The following is a 22,988-nucleotide window of genomic DNA, read 5'->3' as shown; positions in this document are numbered from 1 at the left end:
TCGCAAAAGGGTCTCAACAACCGCGCCGAAAACAGCCACTTGTCGTTCCGAAAACGGGAACTGACGATGCAAGGATTCTTGAAGGTGGCCCAAGCATTTTGGTTCAAGCGTTAGAAAGGCGGATTCTCTGTTTTGGCTGACCCACCCGAACACGTTGGGACATGGCAGCTTGCAACTCCACCGTGGATGCACCTTGCAAAAACCAGATCAAAACTACCACCCGGCAACGTCGATTAGTTTTGGCAACAGTACAAATTTTCCCTTCGCAGTCTCAAGAACGGGACAAATTTCCACAAGTTTTTTCAGAAGCCTGACAGAGTGCAGACTGGACCGGAAAGTGGTGGTATCGCGACGAGAACAACCGTGTTGCAGTCGACTCTGATTGGGCCAAAGCCTCTACTTGGGGGACGCCATGGACTCGTAGCGGCCCTCGGGCAAAGCACAGCATTCTAGTGATATGGCGCCTCGCCAACGTCCGGTATCGTTGTGGGAGGGCGTGGCGGATCGGAGGAACAGTCATGGAAACACCAAACTTACCGGCCATTCGCGCACTTCGCCTAGCCTGGAATAAAGGCCGCGTAGTAGGTCGGAAAAGACCGCCGCCGCCAAAACACGTTTGGGCAATCCGCTTTAGGCCCGAACTCGCCGAGAACCACCGCGACCTTGCGTTGTTCAATGTAGCAATCAACAGCATGCTTCGCATCTGCGATCTGGTGAAGACGAAAGTTGTCGATGTGATGGCATTTGGTCAAATTAATGAACGAACCTCCGTTTTGCAGAGCAAAACTTAGAACCCCGTTCGATTTGAGATTTCAGAGGGAACCAGTGTCTGCGTTGAGAGATGGATGGAGGCTGAGCTCAAAGTAGGTTCAGAGCACTTTTGGCCAGGCCGGTTCCACAAAAGGTCACATATCTGAACACGCCAGTATGCGCGGATCGTGCGAGACTGGGTAACTTCGGTTGGTTTGGAGGCCAGCGCCTGTGGACGCATACGATGCGGCAAACCAATATTACACGAAAATACAAGAAGACCGGCAATCTCCGCGCGGCTTAGCTCTTACTCGGACATACCAAGATGGGCGCAATGCCAAGTACCTCGGCGTCGAGCTTGAGGATGCTATTGCTATTGCAGAATCCATTGAAATCCAAAGATCCAGACCGTCTTAAAGGACAGCCCAGAGCGGTCACTTGTTAGGGTCTTGTCATGCTGCGCTTGCAGCTCGCATTATTGCCACTCGCTACAGACGCAAGACACAACTCCATGTTGATATCGAAATCTTCAAGGTTGTTCCCGCGTGCACCTTTGATGCGTATGTTCTTAATTTCAGATCGCCCTGACATCACCTGCCGCTTGACCAAGAATCCAGTCGATCCCACACAGAAAGTCATCTATTGTGAGCGGATTGTTTTCTCCGCTGGAGGCAGAGAGTACAAACCCATGTGCATAGTCGATGAGCACGTGAACAAGGACGTTACTGCCATCGCTGTTTTCAAGTTGATCCGTGCTGGCCTTTAGTTCTACCGCCACGTTCATAAGGTCCGCGCTCATGAGCGTCACATCGTCCAGGATGGCACGGAGTAGATTGGCGTTCTTCAAAGCGTATGCAAAGTAAGTCGCCATAATTGCGCGGGCACGCTTGACCGGAGCACCTCCGCCCACGCCATCCAACACGCCTGCAAACGCCACTTCTACCAGATCGGTCAAAAGCTGTTTCTTGCTGCCTGCATGATAGGTCACGGCCATCGGAGTGACGCCGAGTTGATCGGCAAGTATGCGAAAGGATAGCGTATCAACACCTGCGCTTTGGGCGATCGGCAATGCAGTCTGCAGGATCAACTGTTTCGAAAGGCGCTGCTCAGCCTTTGGCGGCCGCCCCGGTGGGGCAGTTTTCGTCATCTGATTTTCAATCTGTATTCGAGATCCACCAGGCCAGAGGGAAAGCTGCTAACCGAAACCAGTTCTAGATCAACGTCGCCTTGTGTCTCGCCGAATATCCGAATGCCTTCACCAATCAGGATGGGAATCAAAGTGATCCGCATGTCTTCAATCAGCCCAGCTTTGAGGAATGAACAGATGATTGCTCCGCCATCCACGTAAACTCGACTGAAACCACGCGCGTCAAAGCTCTTCATCAATTCGGTTGGTGTTTTGTCTGAAACCTCAACCTTCTCACGTAGGTCATTAGGGATGTCGTCGGCTGTCATCGAACAACTGAGAACCACCACCGGTTTCGTGTATGGCCACGCTCCAACCCCCCTAACCGTCCGGTACGATCCCGACCCCATTACGATCACATCGACACTGTCCTGAAAGGCTGTGAACCCGTGATCTTCATCCTTGGTGGGTTGCTTATCCAACCAATCCAGCCTGTGATCCGACCTTGCAACAAAGCCGTCCAGACTCATTGCCATCATTATATGTCCTGTGGGCATCGTCTGGATCTTCCTCATATTATTTATATGTCGTATAATATTTTCCTTGACGCCGCTCAAGGGGGAATACCATCAGGCCTGGCTCTGAACCCAATCCGAGAATGCCCGCACTGCGCCAATTGGGGCGGTTCTGTGCGGCTGAACTAAGAAATACCCGTATTCAGGCAGAACGGTTTCCGACAATCTAAACAGCCTTTCCGCATTCAAATCGTCCCCAATCAAGCCATCCATCAAAGCGATGCCCTGTCCGTCGATGACCGCTTGCACCCGAACATTCGGGTCAGGAACGATCAGCACATCTCGCCTTGATTGCCGAGGAAGCTTTGCGGCGTTCAGCCAATCTGACCAGGCGCTGCTGTCATCACGATCTCTCAGCAACGTAAGTTGCGATATTGCCGGCCCTATTCCCAACTCATTCACCAGGTCGGCCGCCGCCCGATTACCTACTGGATACGGCCGCAAATGCATGAACGGTGTAACGGTGCCATCACTCCAATTCCCGTTGCCCCACCTAATTGCCAGGTCCACTTCCTGCATCTCTGCCTGCGAAAACTCGATCATCGGTTGAATGCGAAGCTGCACATCCGGGTGGTTTTGCATGAATGACATCAGGCGTGGCGACAGCCAGCGCGCAGCGAAATAGGTCGAGACACCAACAGTCAAAGAGCGCGACGAAATCCCTTTCAACGCCTGAATTTCGGTTTCGATTTCTTCGTATCGGGTCTGGCAGATTGCGAGCAGTTTCAGCCCTTCACCGGTGAGTGTGACACCGCGCGTTGTGCGCTGAAACAAAGCCATCCCCAGATCGGCCTCAAGCGTTTTGATCTGATAACTGATCGCGCCCTTTGTCATATTCAGCGCCGACGCCGCCGTCGAAAAGCTGGAATAGCGGGCGATCTCGGCAAATAGCCTAAGCAGATCGTGGTGATGAAAGCGGGCAGCCATGAGTGCAGCGTACAAATTTTCTGAACACTGAGAAAAGAAAATTTCGATTTTCAAGGCAATTTTTTAAGCCCAAAATTTGCATCTAGTTGCGTGAAACGAAAAGATGACGTTGGACCCTTTGAACGCTGTAGCAGACAAATCAACACCGGCGGGACACCGTAGACGCGTGCGCCGACGCCGCTTGGCCCGTGACAATGAGCCCTCTGAAAGCACGCCGTTCACAGGGCGCAAGATACCCGCATATAATCTTTTGAGCGAAACGGCACTGACCCGGATCGAAGATCAAGCCGATTGGATTCTAAGAAATATTGGTGTCGAGTTCCGGGGGGATCGTACCGCGCTTGATCACTTCGCCCAAACCGGTGCACGCATCGACGGCGAACGTGTACGGTTTGAACCGGGTCACGTCCGCGCGCTTTGCGCTACCGCCCCTTGTGAATTTCAGTTGCATGGTCGAGACCCGGCCAAAACAGTGACACTTGGCGGCGACAACGTTGTGCTGATGCCGGGATATGGCTCTCCGTTTGTCAGCGATCTGGCGAATGGCCGGCGCTATGCGACGCTGGAGGACTTCCGCAATTTCGTCAGACTGACCTACACTGCGCCTGCCTTGCACCATTCCGGCGGCACGGTGGTCGAACCGACAGATGTACCGGTGAACAAACGACATCTGGACATGATGCTGGCGCATCTGACGCTGTCGGCCAAGCCCTTTATGGGATCTGTCACAGCACCCGAGCGTGCGCGGGATAGTATCGAGATGGCACGCTTGGTCTTTGGGCGCGACTTCATGAAGCGCCACGCGGTGATGCAGGCCAATATCAACGTCAATTCGCCGCTGGTTTATGATGATACCATGTCGTCGGCTCTGCGGATCTATGCGGAGGCCGGCCAATGTGTTTGCGTCTCCCCCGCCATTTTCGCGGGCGCTATGGGCCCGCTTTCGCCGGCCGCGGTGGCGGCGCAAACTCTGGCAGAGGCGATGGTTGGCATCGCACTGGCGCAACTGGTGCGCCCCGGTTGTCCGGTGGTGTTTGGCTCATTCCACTCCACGATGAACCTGCGCACAGGTGCGCTGACCTTTGGATCGCCAGAGGCGAACATGACCACGATGGCGCTTACACAATTGGGACGAAGGCTTGGCGTGCCTGTGCGGTCCGGCGGCGGGCAGATCACCGCCTCCAATGCGCCCGACGGGCACGCGATGCAGGACAGCACCGGTGCCATGTGGTCCACGCTTTTGTCCGGAGCCCATCAGGTTTGGCATGCGGCGGGCTGGCTCGAAGGTGGGCTTGTGATGTCCTACGAGAAATTCATCATGGATCTCGACCACTGTGGCGCGATGCTGAAACTGTTGCAGGGCTTCGAAACGGATGATGAGGCCTTTGGTCGTGATGCCTATTTTGAAACGGGCCCGGGCGAAAATTTCCTGTCGACCAGTCACACGCTGCGGCACTATGCGACGGCGAATTTTGAGCCACAGATTTCTGACGCCGGACCATTCGAAACCTGGTCTGAAAATGGTGCTCTTACAGCAGATCAACGCGCCACCAGGCGGTGGCGTCAGATGTTGAACGACTATCAACGCCCCAAAATGAAACCCGACATCCAGGCCGCGCTTGAAGACTTCGTGTCAGAGCGCAAAGCGCGAATGCCGGACGAATGGTACTAGAAAGGAACCTCCATGACCGAAGAACTTAGCCGCACGTCTGCCCTTGCCTCACGCCACACCGCGCTTGGCTCAGCGCTTGAGGATTGGAATGGTATGGGCACCGCCTGGACTTACCACACCGATCCCAACGATGAACATGATGCGGTTCGCGAGCGCGCGGGAATGTTTGACATGTCGCCTCTGAAAAAGGTGTTTGTGCGCGGTCCTGACGCCCAAGCGGCTCTTGATCACCTGACCACACGCGATCTTTCCAAGGTCACACTGGGAAAGGCTGCATACCTGTGCGTTCTGACTGACAGCGGCGGGATCGCCGACGATGCAATCGTGTCCAACAACGGAGACAACGAGTGGATGATTGTGCACGGCTCGGGCGACACCATGGCGCTCTTGGAAGCTTCGGCGGCAGGGCGTGACGTTCAGGTCGAATTTACCGACGACTTGCATGACCTGTCCGTGCAGGGGCCGGCCTCGCCGGATATCCTCAACGCTCATGTCAACATCGATCTCGCCAAACTGGACTACTTCGAACATGCGCCTGGTGTGCTCTTTGGTCATCCCTGCCGTATTTCGCGTACCGGATATTCGGGCGAACGCGGCTACGAGATTTTTGCGGGTGGTGCGGTGATCACCGACATCTGGGACAAACTGGCGGATGCAGGCGTCATGCCCTGTTCTTTCACTGCTCTGGACAAGGTGCGTATCGAAGCCGGGCTGTTGTTTTATGGCTACGACATGACCGATGAAAACTCCCCGTGGGAGGTCGGCCTCGGCTTCACCGTCAGCAGGACAAAGGGCGACTTCCGAGGCAAATCGATGGTCATGGCCTCAAAAGGTGCCGAAAAAGTCAACAATGTCTGTCTGGACATCGATCACTCCGACATGGTCGAAGGTGGGGAGAGACTGTCCCTGGACGGCGAAGATGTTGGGGTTATCAACAGCCCCTGTTACTCTCGCCGCCTGAACAAATCGCTTGCGCTTGCACATGTTCATCCAGGGCTTCAAATCGGGTCCACTCTAAAGGTCTCAGGAAGTGATTTCGCCACAGACGCAACAATTGTGTCCAGCCCATTTTACGACCCTGAAAAAGCTCGCACACATAGTTAGGGAAGTCTTGGCCTGCAGCGATGGTGCCTGTGTTTCAGGTTTTCGTCGCTGTTTTCTGGTTACCCGCCCGGCAGTCGAAGCGTTGCTCAGCGGTGGCCATTGACTCAGTCAACAGTACAATTGGCCGAGCGCTGACTGCGGATGCCGCATCAGAAGGGAAAACTACGCTCGCTGAGACGCGGGCGACCCATTCCGCCGTTGGTCGGGAGGTTCCGATGCTTCGGTCGCGACCCGCACTGTCGACATTAGCCGCGACCGCAATATCTCAGGTTTCCCGAACTTACAGTTCGTAGGGCAAAACGGCCACCTGAGGTGCGATCCTCAATGGCCGCTTTGACAGTGGTCATTCCGCAGCTGTTACCTCAATCTCGAACATGAGCCCTGGAATCGCCAGGCGCGTCACACCAAGCAGGGTCATCGGAGGGAAAGCCTGGTAGGACCCGAACCGTATCCCCATAAGATCGAAGTTCTTCATCGCTTCATCCACATCTGTTGCGTAGATGCCCAGACGAGTGACATTATGCAAATTCATGCCAGCCTTGGTCAAAACCGCCTCCAGATTGTCCAGCGCCAAGCTAATTTGAGCACGCATATCATCGGCGTGTTGCGGCGCGCCGTTGCCATCAACCGCCGTTTGGCCGGCGCAAATAACCTGACGCTTTGCGCCTTCGATTAACTCGGCCTGATTATAGCCCAGTTTCAATGACCAGTCCCAAGGGTTTACTGCCGCGCGATTCAATTTTGTGTCTCCTTGATTTCGTGTTGCTGAAAACTCTCTAAATCCAAATAGTGCCAAATCTTGTCACTATTTGTGATCGGCTGCTCTTATGAATATTCGCATCCGACACGACGCAATCGTGCGCAGCCTTCGCCGCAACGTCACCAGCACCGTTGATGACCTCGCAAATGAAGTGGGCGCATAGAGGCGCACCATTTTGCGCGACATCAATGCGCTGCGGGATGAGGGGTTTGTCATTCACTCGGACGTGGGGCGCGGCGGCGGTCTGCACCTGGATCCACAATCGATGCAAACCACCGCGCGCCTGTCCGTGCCAGAGGTCTTTGCACTTTTGATCAGCGTTACGGCGATGCGGGCGGCGGGCAATCTGCCGTTCTCGAAATTGGCTGATGCGGGGCTGGCCAAGATCGAGCGCTCACTGCCGTCAGACTAGGTTAGGGACCTGCGCACCTTTCTAGAATACTTGCACATAGGGCAACTTTCGCCGTTACAAGACCCGTCCGATATGGTCCGGATGGACCCTGCCCTTTTGCCCACGTTCGAAGCGGCGTTCCTGAATCGTAATCTAATCCGCTTTGCCTACCGCGACGCAAGAGGCCGAGAGACCCGCCGCGAGGTAGAACCGCAAGCCATGCTGATCCTTCCCCCACTGTGGTATCTGGTGGCCAGGGACCCCACCCGCAGTGACTTTCGGTAATTCCGCATGGACCGTATCAGTGCGCCCGAGGTGATCGAAGATACCCGTTTTCACCGCCGCCATGTCCCATTTGAGGACGATGTTTGTCCATATAGCAAGATCATGCACCAGCGCACATCAGCATCCGTGCCGTCTTGATGAAGATGTGTACGTCACCGCGTGACATACTCCGAAAGAGGTCGTTGGCGCGGGTAGCAACATAGTTCTTTCGTGCCACTTCTGTTCGCACGGCTGATCGCAGTTCTGGTCCCTTAGAGCTTGCGTTCTTCGCTTCTCACCCAGGCGACATCGATATTGAAATAGCCGATTGGCTCACTATTTGACTCGGACTAACGGCGCCTTCACTGGCTCGCCGTTTGAATTTCTGACGCTTTGGGTTGTCACCCCTCATACCAGGCAGCCGTGGATTGCCATGCCGCTGACGGCAACGACGCAGAGAACGGCGGGTCAGGTGCGGGATCGACGGCTGTAAGCATATAGACAATGGACTAATGCAACAGGGTACGTGGTCTTGGCGCGACCATGACGAACTTGTCCCCTAGTTCTGCCTTACATTCCAACGAAAAGACCACATGATCAAACCCCGGGATAAAACAACTAGAGCTACTTGAATTGCGAACATCAGGGCTTCTTTGTTGGCGGGGGTTTAACGTGACAACACCCCGAAAGACGGCCATGCCCAAAAACAGCCGTCATGGCAGAAGATCAGATACCCTACTGAACCCCGTCAGATCAAAACCAAAGGAGATCGGGTCTCCTGCGGTATTTTTACTTTCGATCGTCAATTGGTTACCAGTCCGCATCGCAGACATCCATTCGGACGAGACGGGAGAACGGGCAAAGCAACCTTGGGCCTCGCAAGTCAGAAACTTCAGACGCGCAACTTCGACGTCATCGACTTTCGCGATCAGGCCCTCGAAAAATAGCAGGCCAAACGGCAAGGTCAGCACGGTTTCGGTCTCATCTTTCCCCGCTGTTTTCACGAACGCAATAGAGGTCAGCCTCTGATTGTTTTCAGTCAAAACAATGCTCTGGGTGATTTCACAGACCAGCTCGGTTCCATTGCCCGGATTTCCACAATTTACCGACCACGGGAGTGTGCCGTTCTCTTGCGCGGAAAGAGGGTTTGCCAAACCCAATGAGACCCCTAATGCGCCAAGCCAAATTTTCATACTGCTGTCCCTCATTGCTTAAAACTGTAGCCCAAGGCCCAGACCAACCTGGAGAGCCTTGGTTGAGTCCCCGAACATATGGTCGAGGCTCAGATTGATAAAGCTGCTGTCATCCAACGCAAACAGCCCCAATCGCGCCGAAACCAGCCCATGGGCGTCTCCGATAAAGCTGGTATTCGTAAATCCGCCATCGGCTGCGCTTGCACCTGCAAAACCGGCGCTTACTGATACTGTGTCGTTCGACGAGATGATGGCGCCGGCGCGGAAGCTTACGCGTAGTTTTTGAGAGGCGCTGAGGATCTGTTCTGTCCCGATCTCAAGCGATGGAGTAAGGGAATAGATCATCTCGCTATCATCCTGCAGGACGATCCCCGAAAGGGTTGCATCACCGTTGCTTTCCGTCGCCAGACGGGTGGCGTCAACAGCGATCTCGGGTCGCAGATAGGAACTGCCACCGGCAAATCTGTGATCATAAGCAAAACTCAAACGCAGGTTTTGCTGGTTCATCTTGTGCTTGATCGAACTGACGCCGACGGTGTTAACCACGTTTCCGTTTGGCAGCACACCACTGATCCCACCCGACCTGTCTGAGTCATAGTCTGACCAACCGGCTGACAGCATGGCCGCGAACTCCCACGGGCCGGTGTATTTGGTCAGCGAAGCACCCAGATTGAACCGGTCACCGGTCGCATTGTACTGCGATCCATTCCGAAGGCTTATTTGGTCGTGACCCAACGCGAAACCAGCATAGAGCTCATCCCCAACCGGCAAACGGACACCAGCAGACAGGTTGGTATTGTTGATGTCCAACTCATCGTAAATACCGGTCTGGTCACGGTCGTAAAAGGACCTTCCTCCGGAGAACCAGACGCAATTGCGTGGATCGTCTCCGGCTTGGTAATCGGTAAACCGCTCGCAATTATGCAGTGCGTCTGCGAATACCCGGGTACCGTAGTAGGCATCTACCGCATCCGCGGCATAATCGGCCACAGTGAATGCACCAATTGCCGCGATAACGTCAGCTTCGGAGGTCATATTCCCGATCAGAGCGAACAACTCGCCCTGTGCCGCCGAACCCTGCCCGTTCAGCACCTGATTGATGTAGTCACCAACGGCCGCCTCGTTCGCGTTCATATTCGCGGTCGAATAGTCCGGAGTTATCACCAGATCAATCGAACTGCCGTCCGACGTCGAACCGTTCAGGCCAATCGAGTAATCCAGCACCACAGTGTCCTGAATCGTCGTGCCCGCATCCGCTGCTGTCCCATTCGGGTTGACGATGACTAGAGGCAACGCCCGTTGAAGCGTATTGAGCTGTGGTGTCAAGGTGCCGCCCATAGTGGCGTCACCGCTGACATTGACCAGATCGCTATTGCCACCCGATGCACCCGTGGTCAGGAAATATGCGTCGAAGGTCGAGGAAGCCGTCGCACCAAAGGCCAGGCTTCCAGTTAGGTTCGTGGTCTGGCTGACGTTTCCGGTAAAGACAAAGTCACCCGACTTAACGGTCGGTGTCATGTCCGTATTCAGACCCCAGTCCGCTCCCAAAACAAAGTCGCCATTCACTTGCATCAACCCAGCAGCGCCCAGATTGACCGCGTCCAGCGCATAAAAGGCGCCCCCTTCCTCGACAGTCAGACCGTTGGTGCCCGCTCCAAGGTCCAGATTGCCAAGGGCTGCACCTGAAAGTGAGATCTGTTCATTGCCGTCTCCGCCATTCACCAATTGGTTGTTCCCGGAGAGAAGCACTGTGTCTTTGGACAAAGTCAGCGCGTTGTTCGCGCCGCCGTCCACGACGATTGATGCAACTGCGTCTGCTTGCCCGGTCCCGCCCATGACGACGCCATCGAAGCCAAGTGTGATTGCACCCGCTCCGTCGCGCCCCTCGGATTGGGCCAGAACGCCGATGCTGCCTTCGCCCACGGACAGGATATTGCCGTTCAGCGCCATGTCGATGGTGCCACCGGCCCCGGCACCGCCCGCGGATCCACGGAAGACCGAATCCACCATGCCACCGCCACCGCCGAGCGACTGCGCCACAACACCAATCGCGTTTTCGCCGGTGGTAACGATATTACCGTTTTGGGTGAACGTAATGTCACCACCGTCACCGCCATTAGCAGGCGATAGATTCACGGTGATTTGGCTTGCATCCAAATCTGTAGAGACGAGGCCGCCGCCGCCGCCTATGCTTTGGATTACGAAACCATGAGACCCAGAACCGTTGGTGGTGATGCCCCCGATATTGGTAAGATCAACGGTTCCGCCGTCACCGGTTGAATCGTCTTGCGCACCCAAAGTTACATCCAAACGTCCTAGTCCAGCGACAACGACCTCGCCGCCACCCGCGCCAATGCTTTGGACACTCTGACCAAATGACCGATCACCCGTAGTGGTAACGTCTCCGTCCAGAGAGAGGTCGATATCACCGCCGTCATTGCGGAAACTTGGGTCAGACCCCAGGATCACCGAAGCCGCTTTGTTTGTATTCGCGGTGCCAGCGCTGTTCAGCACAAGTTTACCACCCCCGCCTCCGATAGACTGCGCTGCACCGGCAGTGGAAAACACGCCGTCGGTGCCCACATTTCCGGTTCGGCTGCCGGTCACGTCGCCGCCACTGGCGTCATCCGTGTTAATCGCACCCAAACGTGCGGTGATGTCGATACCGTCACCGTCCTGAACATTGATATTGTTAGTGGAGGTACCGCCACCGCCGCCAATGCTCTGCAGCATCGAACCAGTCGAGCGGTCGCTTGTCGTCGCGATATTGCCGGTATGTGATTGCGCAACCTGACTGCCAGCCATGTCTGAAACTTCATCGCCGCCCAACGAGATGTCGCTTATGTAGACACTGTCTGTTCCACCAGCACTGGCGGTCTCGGTCGTGAAATTAACCGAGGTTTCTACATTGCCGCCGCCACCATTCACGGACTGAGCGAAAATAGCCTCGCTGCCTGAACCGTTCACAAGAATGTCCCCGGTCGTATTGACGGTAACGGTTCCAACCGACCCAGTGGCACCCTCGCGCGCACCAAGCAGTTGCGACACCGTGTAATCCAATGCCGAAACCAGCGGGGATGACACTGAATATCGGGCGTTTCCGCCGCCGCCACCAACAGATTGCGCAAAGATGCCAAACCCGTTTTCTGCATTCACGACAATCGCGCCTGTATGGCTGACCGTGACGTCTCCACCATCTGCGCCATCCCCGCCCGAACCGCCAATGGCGATCTTCGAGTAGGACTTGCCGGTCATGGTGTTCTTGAGGTCATTTACATCCATCGCAACGGCCAGCCCGCCATTGCCGCCACCGCCGCCAACGGATTGCGCCATGATGCCGTATGCACCCGCACCATCAACCCGGATGTCACCGCTGTTTGTTACGACCACGTTGCCGGCGATGTTGCCGCTGCCTCCGGAACCGCCAATATTCAACTGCGCGGTCGGAGAACTGCTGTCGCCTGTCTTCAGTCGCAGCGTCCCAGTGATCGAACTGCCACCATTACCACCACCACCACCGATGGATTGGGCGAAGATACCATGCGCACCTTCGCCAGTTGTCACGATCGTCCCTGCATTGGTCACCAAGACGTTGCCGCCCGTGCCCCCAGTACCACCTGATCCGCCAAGACCGAATTGTAGTGCCCGCCGCGTGCTGGCCTCAGCCCCGCCATAGCGCCCGTCGACCGAGATCGTAGAGCCACCATTGCCGCCGCCGCCACCGATGGACTGCGCAAAGATGCCATGGCTCTCCTTACCGGTGGTGCGGATAGTGGCATCAGCTTCATTGACGACAGTTACCGTGCTGCCAGACCCGCCAGTACCACCCGTGCCACCAATCAGAATTGCATTTGTCGTTGCCCCGTCTGAGGACCGACCCAGAATGATGTTGCGCACCTGTTGCGCATCGCCACCCCCGCCGCCGACGGACTGCGCGTAGATGCCAATGGACTTGTCACCCGTCGTCTGGATTAGGTCCCGATTTGTGACGGAAACCGCTGCAGACATTGCTCCGGTTCCGCCATTGCCACCAATGGACAGAGTCGCTGTGTTCCCGATGTCTTTACGCAGGCTGATGATCCGATTTTCAACCAGACCACCCATACCGCCACCGCCGCCAACGGACTGCGCGAAGATGCCATGAGCCATCGTGCCCTCGGTCGTGATGATCCCATCGCTGACGACAGTCACGGTGTCCGAAGTCATGCCGTCGCCGCCTGTGCCACCGATGTTAACCGAAATAGTCGTCCCGACCGTCGACGGATTGACCACGGCTTTGATGGTGTCGAGGTTCGATTGACCCGCCTGAACCATGCCGCCGGTGCCACCCGCACCACCGATGGATTGCGCCATCAAACCAACTGAACGATCACCTAAGGTCGCAATTCGTGCAGTGTTGGACACGTCGACTTTGCCGCCTACGCCACCTGTGCCGCCCGTGCCGCCAATGGAAAGCGCAACAGACGTACCCTTACCGGCTGAATTGCTGGCCTTGCCACCATTGCCACCGCCACCACCGACGGACTGGGCGAATACGGCGTGAGCATCCGTCCCCTCTGTGACGACTGTTCCTGCGACAACCGCCGTCACATCGCCCGCTTCGCCACCAGTGCCTCCTTCAAGCCCGACTGACAAGCTGGCTTTGTTGCCCTTGCTGTCGCCGGTCTTGGGCGTACCTATGCTGACTGATGTCGAGGACGAATTGCCGCCGCCGTTGCCGATGGACTGGGCGAAGAAGCCGTATGAACGGTTACCAGCGGTGCGAACGATGCCATTCGAGCTTGCATAGACATCGCCACCGCTTCCGCCGGTACCACCGGTCCGACCGATTTGAATATTCACGTTGCCGCCATCTACAGATGTCGAGGCAGAGTTGTAGCCCGCGTTGCCGCCGCCGCCGCCAACGGATTGGGCAAAAAGGCCATGAGAGTCCGCGCCGCTGGTCGTGATGTCCCCGGTATTGCGAACATCGACCGAACCGCCGATACCGCCCTCACCCGTACCGCCACCGATAGCCAGGCCAAAGCCCTTGTTGGTCGCGTCTGAGGCCAGTTCGTACGTCATACCAAGGTTCAAAGCCGCGTTGCCGCCGCCTCCACCAATGGATTGACCAAAGACCCCGTGGCTGCCGTCCTGCAGCGTAACGATATCGCCATAGTGATCGATATCCACGGTGCCGCCGTCCCCGGCCGTTCCAGCATCACCGCCTATGGCGATAACAGCCGACACGCCGGTTTTATTTCCGGAGGAGTCGGCAGGGTTCACCTTGCCTTCCAACTCATCGAGAACGGCGTTGTAGTTGGCAATTACCGAGTCATCGACGCCCGTGTTGGTGGGCGTTTTCCGGTCAGTTGAATCGCCGGTTCCGCCATTGCTCTTGCTTCCGGTGGTTTTACTGATGCCCACAACCGCGTTAATACCGGCATCACCGCCGCCGCCGCCAATGCTTGAGGCTTCGATCCCGTGCGAACCGGCACCGTCAGTCGTGATGGTACCCGCAGCCGCCGCCGCGGATCCACGCGCAACCGTGACATCGCCTGCATCGCCGCCGCCACCGCCAAAGCCGCCGATACCCATAGCAATTGGCGAGCTGTCTTTCGTGCCGACGAAGGTCGCATTAATCCCGCCGGTGCCGCCGCCGCCGCCAATGCTTTGGGCAAAAATACCGCGCGCGTGATAGCCGTTCGTCGAGATAGCGCCCGATTGCGTGACCAGGACATCACCGGCATCCGCGCCGGTTCCACCGTGGCCACCCAAACCGCCCACAATGCTCAGATCGGTTTTACCGTCGGAGTTGTTAGAGTCGCCATAGTTCAGCTGTCCGGTCACGTTCAACGCGCCGTTGCCACCGCCGCCGGCGATGGACTGTGCCAAAACACCGTGCTTCCAGTTACCTGCCACCGAAACGGTGCCGGTATGGCCCACGGTCACATCACCCGAAACATTGCCGTCGCCTCCAAAGCCGCCGACGCCAAAGGTAACCGAAGGGATCTTGCCATCTTTGCTCAGCGCAATACCGCCCGAAACGTTCAGACCGCCGTTACCACCCCCGCCGCCAATGGATTGTGCCATCAGTCCAGCTGAACCATCGGTATCCGGTTTTTCTTCGTTGAAGACACCCATATCGATGAACAAACGTTCGAGCCCGAAGGACGAGACCAGCTCTTCGGTGTCGTCGACAATCGTGTCGCCGAGGAAATCGCGCAGCTTGTCTTCAAATGTTGTCGTATCGGGGATAGAGATATCGTCCGGGTTGGTAGTGACTGTGATGTCGGCCTGCGACGTGACCGTGACGTCTCCCGCCTTGCCGCCGTCACCGCCGAAGCCCCCAACACCAACAATCAACGAGCTGTCGGATACGATACCGCCCGACACATTCAATCCGCCATTGCCGCCACCGCCGCCAAGAGATTGGGCCAACAGACCGGATTGCCCGGTTCCGTGCGCCCTGATCGTGCTGCCTGCGCCGATATTCACATCGACATTCCCGGCATCACCGCCGCCGCCGCCGAACCCACCGACGCCCACGACCACTGCATAAGATTTGCTGCTGTCGGTTTGGCCCGCACCGGGCTTGCCGCTGATCGCGATGCCGCCGGAGACATTGGTACCGCCATTGCCGCCGCCTCCGCCCAGCGACTGCGCGATGATACCGCTGGCGCCAGATCTTTCGTCCAAGACAAATGAGCCATCAGTTTGTTCTTCCAACGGAACGGAAATAACGTTTCCGGTAAAGTCCAGATCAACATCGCTGGCGTCGCCACCCGATCCGCCAAAGCCGCCAACACCAGCCGCGACCGAGAATATCGTGTCCGACCCTGAGGGCTTTGTCAGCGCCAGAGAGCCTGCGATATTCACACCGCCTGTGCCGCCACCGCCTCCGAGGCTCTGGGCAAACACGCCATGCGACCCGTCACCAGCCGTAACAACATCGCTTTCCACATCCAAAGTTACTGCGCCGGCATCGCCGCCACCGCCGCCAAAACCGCCAAGGCCCAAAGCAACGGCCGCACCGGATTTACCCGTCAAATTCACCGCGCCCGAAACGTTCAGGCCGCCGTTACCGCCGCCGCCACCAACGGATTGAGCCAAGACGCCGATGCTGTCCGCCCCAATTGTGACCACAAAGGGTAGGCCGCTGCTGGCTGTGCCAGACCGCAGAGTGCTAATCACGTCACCGGCGTTACCGGCCCCGCCCCCGAAGCCACCCACGCCCAGACTGACCGAGCCGCCGTTTTCCTGGCTAATGCCCAACGAGGCCGAGATGTTAGTGCCACCATTGCCGCCGCCGCCACCGAGGCTCTGTGTCAGAATACCTGTACTGCGATCGCCAACGGTACCAACACCGCCTGTAACAGTCGACTGAACCAGAGCACCGGCATTTGCGCCGCCGCCACCAAAGCCGCCTACGCCGATACCCACGGCCGCATTGGCCGACCGAGACAGGGACAACGCGGCCGAAATGTTAGTGCCACCATTGCCGCCGCCACCACCTAGGCTTTGCGTCAGAATCCCGACCGAGTCGTCTCCTGTCGAAAAAACACTGCCGGTGACCTGTTGCGTGACATTGTCTGCATTTCCGCCGTCGCCACCAAAGCCTCCAACACCAATCCCGAGACCGCCTGAATAGTCGCTGGCCACAGAAATCGCGCCGGAAATATTCGTGGCACCGTTACCGCCTCCGCCGCCGAGGCTTTGGGCAATAATTCCGGCCGAATGTGTGCCCGAAGTGCTGACATTGCCCGAGAACGTATTGTCGACGGCCCCACTGGTACCGCCACTGCCGCCAAAGCCACCCACTCCGATGCCTGCAGCTCCGGCCCCTGTGCGCGCAATGCTGAGGGCTCCTGAGATGTTGACGCCGCCATTGCCACCGCCGCCTCCGACGGACTGAACCAGAACGCCAGTTGCGTTATCGCCGCTTGTGGTTACGTCTCCGGTAACCGAGCCCGTAGCCATGCTTGCATTACCGCCGTCACCGCCAGACCCACCGATGCCAACGCCAATAGCGCCGCCGCCGGTGCCCGAAATATTCACGGCCGCAGAGACATTCAGCCCTCCGTTACCGCCGCCGCCCGCGGCAGACTGAACCAAAACACCGCCCGAATTATCGCCGGCCGTTGTGACATCACCCACAACCATGCCGTTGGCCGTATTGGCATCACCGCCGCTGCCACCGCTGCCGCCAAGCCCGACAGACGCACCACCGCTGCCGGTTCCCGCAACCGTGACTGTGGCAGAGACGTTCATGCCGCCATTGCCGCCACCGCCGCCAAGGCTTTGAACTATGAAACCGCCGGACTCGTCCCCTTGCGTCGAAACGTTGCCGTTCAGAGTGGCCTCAGCCGTTCCTCCGTCGCCACCCGTTCCAGATGCGCCGCCCAGACCAACGGATGCGCCGCCCGATCCCGTACCTGCCGCGGCAACCGCGACTGAGATGTTCATTCCGCCATTACCACCACCGCCGCCGACGGATTGCGCCAGCAGACCGGTCGAGGTTTCGCCCAACGTCAGAAGGTTCCCGGTCACGTTTGCGGTTACCGCTGAGGCATCGCCGCCGCCGGTTCCCCGACCACCTAGCCCAACGGCTGCTGCGCCAGAACCTGTGCCCGCGCCGCCAACTGAAGCCGAGACATTGAAGCCGCCGTTGCCGCCGCCGCCCCCGATGGACTGGGCAACAACCGCGCTTGATTGCGCGCCTTCGGTTTGCACACTATTCGCAACCGTCAGACCAACGACACCGCCGGTGCCACCGCCACCGCCAGATCCGCCCAAACCGACGCTGATCGCGCCTGAACCGGTGCCCGCACCAGCCAATGCAGGTGAAATGTTGAAGCCACCATTGCCGCCGCCGCCGCCAACGGACTGTGCCAGAATACCAACTGAAGCATCGCCTTTGGTCACAACGTTGGCCGTTGTGCTCGCGGTCACCAGGCTGCCGTCGCCTCCGTCCCCGCCTGAGCCCCCCAGCCCAACCGAGACTGAACCCGCTCCGACGCCTGCGCCTGACAAGGTCGGCGAGACGTTAAAGCCGCCGTTACCACCGCCGCCGCCAAGGGATTGCGCAACAAAACCGCTGGAAGCGAAGCCGTCAGTCAGAATGGTGCCATTCGACGTCAGTGTCACGTTTCCGCCATCACCGCCCGTATCACCCGATCCGCCCAATCCGACGCTGACCGCGCCACTACCGGTACCAGCACCCGACAGAACCGGCGAGACGTTGAACCCGCCATTGCCGCCGCCGCCGCCAATGGATTGCGCCACTACGCCCGAGGACTGGTTACCACGGGTTTCAACCGCATTGTTGGACGTCGCGATGACAGTGTTGCCATCGCCTCCGCCCGCGCCATCGCCGCCAAGACCAACCGAGACTCCGCCCCCGCCGACGCCAGATCCCTGGACCGAAGCACTGACGTTGAACCCACCGTTGCCGCCGCCGCCACCGATGGATTGGGCCAGAAACGCCGTTGCCGAGTTGCCCTGCGTCAGGATTGTCCCGCCGGAGGTCAGAGTGACCGCGCCACCATCACCACCGCCGTCGCCGTCGCCGCCAAGCCCCACGCTAACTGCGCCGGACCCGACACCGGCGCCAGCGCCGGTGCCTGAGACGTTGAAGCCACCATTGCCACCGCCGCCGCCAATGGACTGAGCGACCACGCCGGACGACCTGTCTCCGGCCGTTACGATTGCATCCGTGGTCGTCAGATTTACCGTGCCACCAGTTGCACCTGTGCCGCCGCTGCCGCCCAGCCCGACTGAAACGGCACCGCTACCCACACCCGCGCCCGCCAGCGAAGCGCTGACATTAAAGCCTCCATTACCGCCGCCGCCGCCGACGGATTGGGCCAGCACAGCTGTCGCATCTGCTCCGCCGGTGCTAACAGTTCCGCTGACCTGGGCGGTCACCATTTGTCCAATACCACCGCCAGACGCGTCTCCGCCAAGACCGACTGTCACAGCTCCTCCGCCCGCACCTGCACCCGCGATACCGGCCGTCACGTTGAAGCCGCCATTGCCGCCGCCACCGCCTATGGATTGGAACACAACGCCGCTGGAATTATCGGAGAGCGTAGTAACATTGCCCGCCACCTGGCCTTCAACCACGCCACCATTGCCGCCCGTTGCACCGTCACCGCCAAGACCAACGCCAATTGTTCCAGCACCTGCCCCCCCGGCAGCCACACCGGCCGTCACGTTGAAGCCGCCGTTACCACCACCGCCGCCAATCGACTGGATCACAACGCCGGTCGAGCGCATACCTTCGGTGCGCACGTCACCATTGACACGAACACCGGTGACACTGCCGCCGATACCGCCACTGCCGCCATCGCCGCCAAGCCCGACATCAACAGTTCCTGCACCGGCACCGCCTGCGGCCAGCCCGGCTGCAACACTAAACCCGCCATTGCCGCCACCGCCGCCGATGGACTGAACCACAACAGCTCCAGAGTCATCACCCCGCGTTGTGACGTCTGCGTCAACCTGAGCGGTAACTGCGCCGCCGTCACCGCCACCGCCAGCTTTACCGCCAAGACCAACGCTGACGGACCCTGCTGCGGCACCGCCAATATCGGCGCTGGCTCCGACGCTGTAGCCGCCATTGCCGCCGCCGCCGCCAACCGACTGCGCGACTACGCCGCTGGAAAACGCTCCGCTGGTTTCAATTGTTGTCCCGCCGGCGATCAGAGTGACGTCGCCACCGATCCCGGCACCACCGCCATCGCCTCCAACACCCACATTGATCCCAACTGCAGCCCCGGCGCTTGCACTGATGCCTGCCGCGATGCTGCCACCGCCGTTGCCGCCACCACCACCAACCGACTGGGCAATCAGCGCGCTTGAATTGGTTCCGGTCGTTGTGATGTCTGCCTTGGTGTAAACCTGCACATCACCACCGTTGCCGGCACTTCCGGCCTGACCGCCAATTCCAATCGAGACATTGCCGGAAAACAGCGCAGAGGCGCCTCCGGTTGCAGCCACGGCCAAACCACCATTGCCGCCACCGCCGCCAACGGATTGGAACAGCATACCTGTCGATCGGTTCCCAGTTGTAACTATAGTTCCCTCAAAACCCGCAGCCGTGGCAACGCCGCTGCTGTTGAACTGACCAACAGTGACCGTGCCGCCTTCACCGCCCGTGCCGCCGTCGCCACCGACACCAACTGCCAGTGAACCCGAAACCGGACCGCCCGAAACAGCAACAGAAACTGCGTATCCGCCATTACCACCACCGCCGCCAACGGATTGCAGCATCACGCCGATTGCGTCGTCGCCTCCGGTCTGCACTGAGGCCGACCCGCTGCCGCTAATCGATACATCGCCGCCGTCGCCGCCATCTCCAGCGGAGCCACCGACCGACACCGATGCAGCGCCGAAGGCCCCAACCGCCACAGACACTGCACCGCCGCCATTGCCGCCGCCGCCGCCGACGGATTGCGCGAACACACCGGTCGAGCGGTCGCCCGAAGTTTGAATTGCCGATGGCTGACTACTGTCGGTGTTTGACAATGTGACATCCACATCACCGCCTTCACCTCCGGAGCCGCCATCGCCGCCGATGGCCACACCCACGAATGCGCCAACCGATCCGGAAGAACCGCCATTGCCGCCGCCACCGCCGATGGACTGGGCTAGGATGCCCATCGCATCGTCTCCGGTCGTTGTAATGATCCCGTCATTGACGATGGTCACAGTTGATCCGGCGCCACCGCCGCTGCCGTTGCCGCCAACGGAAACCATGCCGGCGGACGAGCCACCATCGCCGCCGCCACCACCAATGGATTGGGCAATGATGCCCCGCGCACCGTCGCCTCCGGTCTGGATTTGACCGTAGTTGCTTACGCTAACCGCATCACCTGTGCCGCCCCGCGACCCGGTACCACCAATTGCGACTAGACCGTACGAGTTCGCACCAGTCCCGCCGCTGCCCCCAATCGACTGCGCCATGACCCCATCGGCACCCTTGCCCGAGGTCAAAATGCTGCCGCTGCCCTGAACCGTTACGCTGACAGCGCTGCCGCTGCCGCCGTTCGATCCGACACCACCCAGAGACAACGCAACCAACCCGCCCCCTGCGCCGCCAGACCCACCGCCACCGCCAATCGACTGTGCCACGATCCCGCGCGAGAAATCGCCCTTTGTTTCAATAGCGCCAGCATGAGAAACCGTGACTGTTCCACCGTTACCGCCGTTGTCGGCACCGCCAATCAAGGATACCAGTAGGTTGCCACTGGTGCCTGCAGACCCGCCGGACCCGCCAATCGACTGGGCGTAAATCCCGTTCGCATAATCGCCGGTTGTCAAAATGCTGCCGGTCGATGTCGTGTTGACGGTTACAGCTCCACCGCTGCCGCCAAACCCGCCGTCGCCAGAGGCTCCCACCAATCCCCACTGCGAGCCGCCATTGCCACCATTATTCGAAACGCTCAGCGCGTAGATAGCATCGGCTGAGTCTCCGGACGTTGAAATCACACCTCTCTGCGTGACGGTTACGTTACCTCCATCTGCCGAATGCCCGCCAGTGCCGCCGCCTGGGGCGGCGAAACCGCTGCCGCCATTCCCAGCCTTGCCGCTTCGGCTGAATGCGAAAATGCCGTCATTGTCGTTGCCCGAGGTTTGGATCGTGCTACTACTGGACTGCGTTGCATTGACGCTGCCGCCCTTGCCGCCATCGCCGCCGTCGCGCCCGTCCCAGAAGCTCAGGTATGAGTCACCGCCGTTGCCACCATCACCACCGACGCTACCGACCTGCCACCCCATGTTGCTTGTGGCGTTGACATCGCTACTGAGGGTCTTTGTCTGTGTCGGTCCAGTTGAGCCATTGCCGCCAGAGCTGGGCGGTACAACCAACGCGCCGTCCCGACCATTGCTGCCATCCTGACCATAGACAACTTGGTTCACGCCGTTTGGTCCTGAAACGTCTTCAGGCGGCGTCACTGCGCCCGGGGTGCCAGAGCTATTAAAGTTGCTATTGTATTGCGAAAGGGTCAACTGAGTGGACAAGCCAGCCGTTCCGGTTGCCCCTGAATTGCTAATCTGAGCCGTTGTTCCTGAAATGGAGACAATTTCAAAGGCGAGCGGAGGATTGTCGGAATTGTAGATTGTGGCCCCGACATCTTTGACTAAGAAAACGTAGCCATCTGCTGTCTCTACAAATGCTGTTGTTCCGGCTGTGGGCGTCGAGGCTGGGTCGACAATCAGTGCGCTGACAGTGGTGTCCATACCTGTCACCGGGTTGGCCACCGTGTCGCCAACTTTTGAGTCTGCCGTAGGAGCTGCGAATAGAGACGTTGAAATTAAAACATGAAATGAGACTGCCAATAACAATCTTGATTTTTTAGACACCCTTGCACCCCATACACGACTTAGTCACAACGCATGGGGGCAAGCTGCGTTCGCGCAGAACGGCAACCTACAATTCAAATTTCCCCAACTCACTTCAGAATAGAATAAACACAAGATTAAGGAGATTATCTATTTAAAGCTCGCCCTATTGGACGTACGGCTCGCCCATTGCTAAAATGCAACAGACAATCTCAATTCGATACTCACAGCATTGCTTGGGGTGTCGTCACATTATCTGACGCCAGCGCCAATGGGTCGAAGCATGGCGATTTTCTGATAAAGTCATTTTGGCTCATAGTTACTGCAAAGAAGTGGGCGATCAGGCTTCCTAGTGAGAGAACGGTTTGTTCATCTTGTCGAGTCTGTCGCAAAGTTTCTTACTAGCCGAGGAGATTACGTCGCGCTTTCCGATTATGCGGCCAGTTCCGCGAATTGCTTGAAAGGGCAGATACTAGGCTAGAACTACGCCTAGCGGATCATGTTGTTGACTTCGATACCATACAAAGTGAAAATTGAAGAAACGAATGATTTGAATCCGAGCATCGGGCGCGTTCGCCGTTTGATGAAACGGTGATCTGGTTCCACGATGTTATTGAGACACCTCCGCCTCTCCACCTCAATTGGGACCAGGGAGACTAATCCTTTCAGTATCTCGTTAACAGCCTTGATCCCATCTGTATTGGCGCGACTCTTGTCGATGACGATCTTCCGCGGAGATCCGTTGACCTCCGGCATCCGGGCAAAGAACTTCGTCGCCGCCGATTTGATTCGGCTTTGTAAACACATGAAATCCAATGTCTTGCCGGGTGTTGTCACATTAACTTCCGGGCCACCAGGGAATGCTGATGCCATGATTTCGAGCGGCTCGAGTAGCGGCATTCC

At 58.2% G+C, this 22,988-nt stretch carries 12 protein-coding genes and 3 pseudogenes; 7 read left to right on the top strand and 8 right to left on the bottom strand.

Annotated elements, in window-relative coordinates; translation table 11 throughout:
- Together QMP16_RS23735 and QMP16_RS22870 are read left to right on the top strand one after the other, a co-directional pair.
- Positions 1-87 (top strand): annotated as a pseudogene (locus tag QMP16_RS23735) (IS6 family transposase); the annotation flags it as partial.
- 431 nt (positions 88-518) lie between these two features.
- Positions 519-1,167: pseudogene (locus QMP16_RS22870) on the top strand (tyrosine-type recombinase/integrase).
- Positions 1,168-1,324: 157 nt separating this feature from the next.
- On the opposite strand, the gene QMP16_RS22865 reads toward QMP16_RS22870, so the two are convergent.
- The 3 genes from QMP16_RS22865 to QMP16_RS22855 all read right to left on the bottom strand — a co-directional run bounded on the left by QMP16_RS22865 (position 1,325) and on the right by QMP16_RS22855 (position 3,378).
- Positions 1,325-1,897 (bottom strand): TetR/AcrR family transcriptional regulator, encoded by a 573-nt coding sequence (locus QMP16_RS22865; protein ID WP_282154285.1) that lies wholly within the window; start codon positions 1,895-1,897, stop codon positions 1,325-1,327.
- Positions 1,894-2,412, bottom strand: a complete 519-nt coding sequence (locus tag QMP16_RS22860) for a dihydrofolate reductase family protein (RefSeq protein WP_282154284.1) — start codon at positions 2,410-2,412, stop codon at positions 1,894-1,896. The genes QMP16_RS22865 and QMP16_RS22860 overlap by 4 nt, the downstream gene beginning before the upstream one ends.
- A 93-nt stretch (positions 2,413-2,505) precedes the next feature.
- A complete protein-coding gene (locus tag QMP16_RS22855) occupies positions 2,506-3,378 on the bottom strand; it encodes a LysR substrate-binding domain-containing protein (RefSeq protein ID WP_282154283.1) in 873 nt (290 codons plus the stop codon).
- Between the two features lie 103 nt (positions 3,379-3,481).
- On the opposite strand from QMP16_RS22855, the gene QMP16_RS22850 reads away from it, so the two are divergent.
- A complete protein-coding gene (locus QMP16_RS22850) occupies positions 3,482-5,050 on the top strand; it encodes a trimethylamine methyltransferase family protein (protein ID WP_282154282.1) in 1,569 nt (522 codons plus the stop codon).
- Between the two features lie 12 nt (positions 5,051-5,062).
- On the top strand, positions 5,063-6,154 hold the full coding sequence (locus QMP16_RS22845; RefSeq protein WP_282154281.1) for an aminomethyltransferase family protein: 1,092 nt from the start codon (positions 5,063-5,065) through the stop codon (positions 6,152-6,154).
- A 343-nt stretch (positions 6,155-6,497) separates the two neighbouring features.
- Here QMP16_RS22845 and QMP16_RS22840 read toward each other — a convergent pair whose 3' ends face one another.
- A complete protein-coding gene (locus QMP16_RS22840) occupies positions 6,498-6,893 on the bottom strand; it encodes a RidA family protein (RefSeq protein WP_282154280.1) in 396 nt (131 codons plus the stop codon).
- A 196-nt stretch (positions 6,894-7,089) separates the two neighbouring features.
- On the opposite strand from QMP16_RS22840, the gene QMP16_RS23610 reads away from it, so the two are divergent.
- The 3 genes from QMP16_RS23610 to QMP16_RS23600 all read left to right on the top strand — a co-directional run bounded on the left by QMP16_RS23610 (position 7,090) and on the right by QMP16_RS23600 (position 7,728).
- Positions 7,090-7,326, top strand: a complete 237-nt coding sequence (locus QMP16_RS23610; RefSeq protein ID WP_348774636.1) for a hypothetical protein — start codon at positions 7,090-7,092, stop codon at positions 7,324-7,326.
- Between the two features lie 81 nt (positions 7,327-7,407).
- Positions 7,408-7,590, top strand: coding sequence for a WYL domain-containing protein (locus QMP16_RS23605; protein WP_348774635.1), 183 nt, complete (start codon positions 7,408-7,410; stop codon positions 7,588-7,590).
- Between the two features lie 6 nt (positions 7,591-7,596).
- Positions 7,597-7,728, top strand: coding sequence for a hypothetical protein (locus tag QMP16_RS23600; protein ID WP_348774634.1), 132 nt, complete (start codon positions 7,597-7,599; stop codon positions 7,726-7,728).
- Between the two features lie 220 nt (positions 7,729-7,948).
- Here QMP16_RS23600 and QMP16_RS23730 read toward each other — a convergent pair.
- The 4 genes and pseudogenes from QMP16_RS23730 to QMP16_RS22815 all read right to left on the bottom strand — a co-directional run.
- Positions 7,949-8,077 (bottom strand): annotated as a pseudogene (locus QMP16_RS23730) (IS481 family transposase); the annotation flags it as partial.
- 205 nt (positions 8,078-8,282) lie between these two features.
- A complete protein-coding gene (locus QMP16_RS22825) occupies positions 8,283-8,762 on the bottom strand; it encodes an invasion associated locus B family protein (RefSeq protein WP_282154279.1) in 480 nt (159 codons plus the stop codon).
- An 18-nt stretch (positions 8,763-8,780) separates the two neighbouring features.
- The gene (locus tag QMP16_RS22820; protein ID WP_282154278.1) at positions 8,781-21,983 is read right to left on the bottom strand and encodes an autotransporter outer membrane beta-barrel domain-containing protein; all 13,203 of its coding nucleotides are present in this window, start codon (positions 21,981-21,983) and stop codon (positions 8,781-8,783) included.
- A 591-nt stretch (positions 21,984-22,574) separates the two neighbouring features.
- On the bottom strand, positions 22,575-22,988 hold a 414-nt coding region (locus tag QMP16_RS22815; RefSeq protein WP_282154277.1), incomplete at its 5' end, for a DDE-type integrase/transposase/recombinase.

The sequence above is a fragment of the Ruegeria atlantica genome, assembly GCF_947495585.1.
In the GTDB taxonomy this organism is placed as follows: domain Bacteria; phylum Pseudomonadota; class Alphaproteobacteria; order Rhodobacterales; family Rhodobacteraceae; genus Ruegeria; species Ruegeria atlantica_G.
The sequence above is the reverse complement of the archived record's forward strand: the minus strand, read 5'-3'. Positions and strand labels throughout refer to the sequence as shown.

What these genes read in the sequence shown, in the direction of transcription:
- QMP16_RS22865 (WP_282154285.1), bottom strand. Translation starts at nt 1,897, where the DNA reads ATGACGAAAACTGCCCCACCGGGGCGGCCGCCAAAGGCTGAGCAGCGC.
- QMP16_RS22860 (WP_282154284.1), bottom strand. Translation starts at nt 2,412, where the DNA reads ATGGCAATGAGTCTGGACGGCTTTGTTGCAAGGTCGGATCACAGGCTG.
- QMP16_RS22855 (WP_282154283.1), bottom strand. Translation starts at nt 3,378, where the DNA reads ATGGCTGCCCGCTTTCATCACCACGATCTGCTTAGGCTATTTGCCGAG.
- QMP16_RS22850 (WP_282154282.1), top strand. Translation starts at nt 3,482, where the DNA reads ATGACGTTGGACCCTTTGAACGCTGTAGCAGACAAATCAACACCGGCG.
- QMP16_RS22845 (WP_282154281.1), top strand. Translation starts at nt 5,063, where the DNA reads ATGACCGAAGAACTTAGCCGCACGTCTGCCCTTGCCTCACGCCACACC.
- QMP16_RS23605 (WP_348774635.1), top strand. Translation starts at nt 7,408, where the DNA reads ATGGACCCTGCCCTTTTGCCCACGTTCGAAGCGGCGTTCCTGAATCGT.
- QMP16_RS23600 (WP_348774634.1), top strand. Translation starts at nt 7,597, where the DNA reads ATGGACCGTATCAGTGCGCCCGAGGTGATCGAAGATACCCGTTTTCAC.
- QMP16_RS22825 (WP_282154279.1), bottom strand. Translation starts at nt 8,762, where the DNA reads ATGAAAATTTGGCTTGGCGCATTAGGGGTCTCATTGGGTTTGGCAAAC.
- QMP16_RS22820 (WP_282154278.1), bottom strand. Translation starts at nt 21,983, where the DNA reads ATGGACACCACTGTCAGCGCACTGATTGTCGACCCAGCCTCGACGCCC.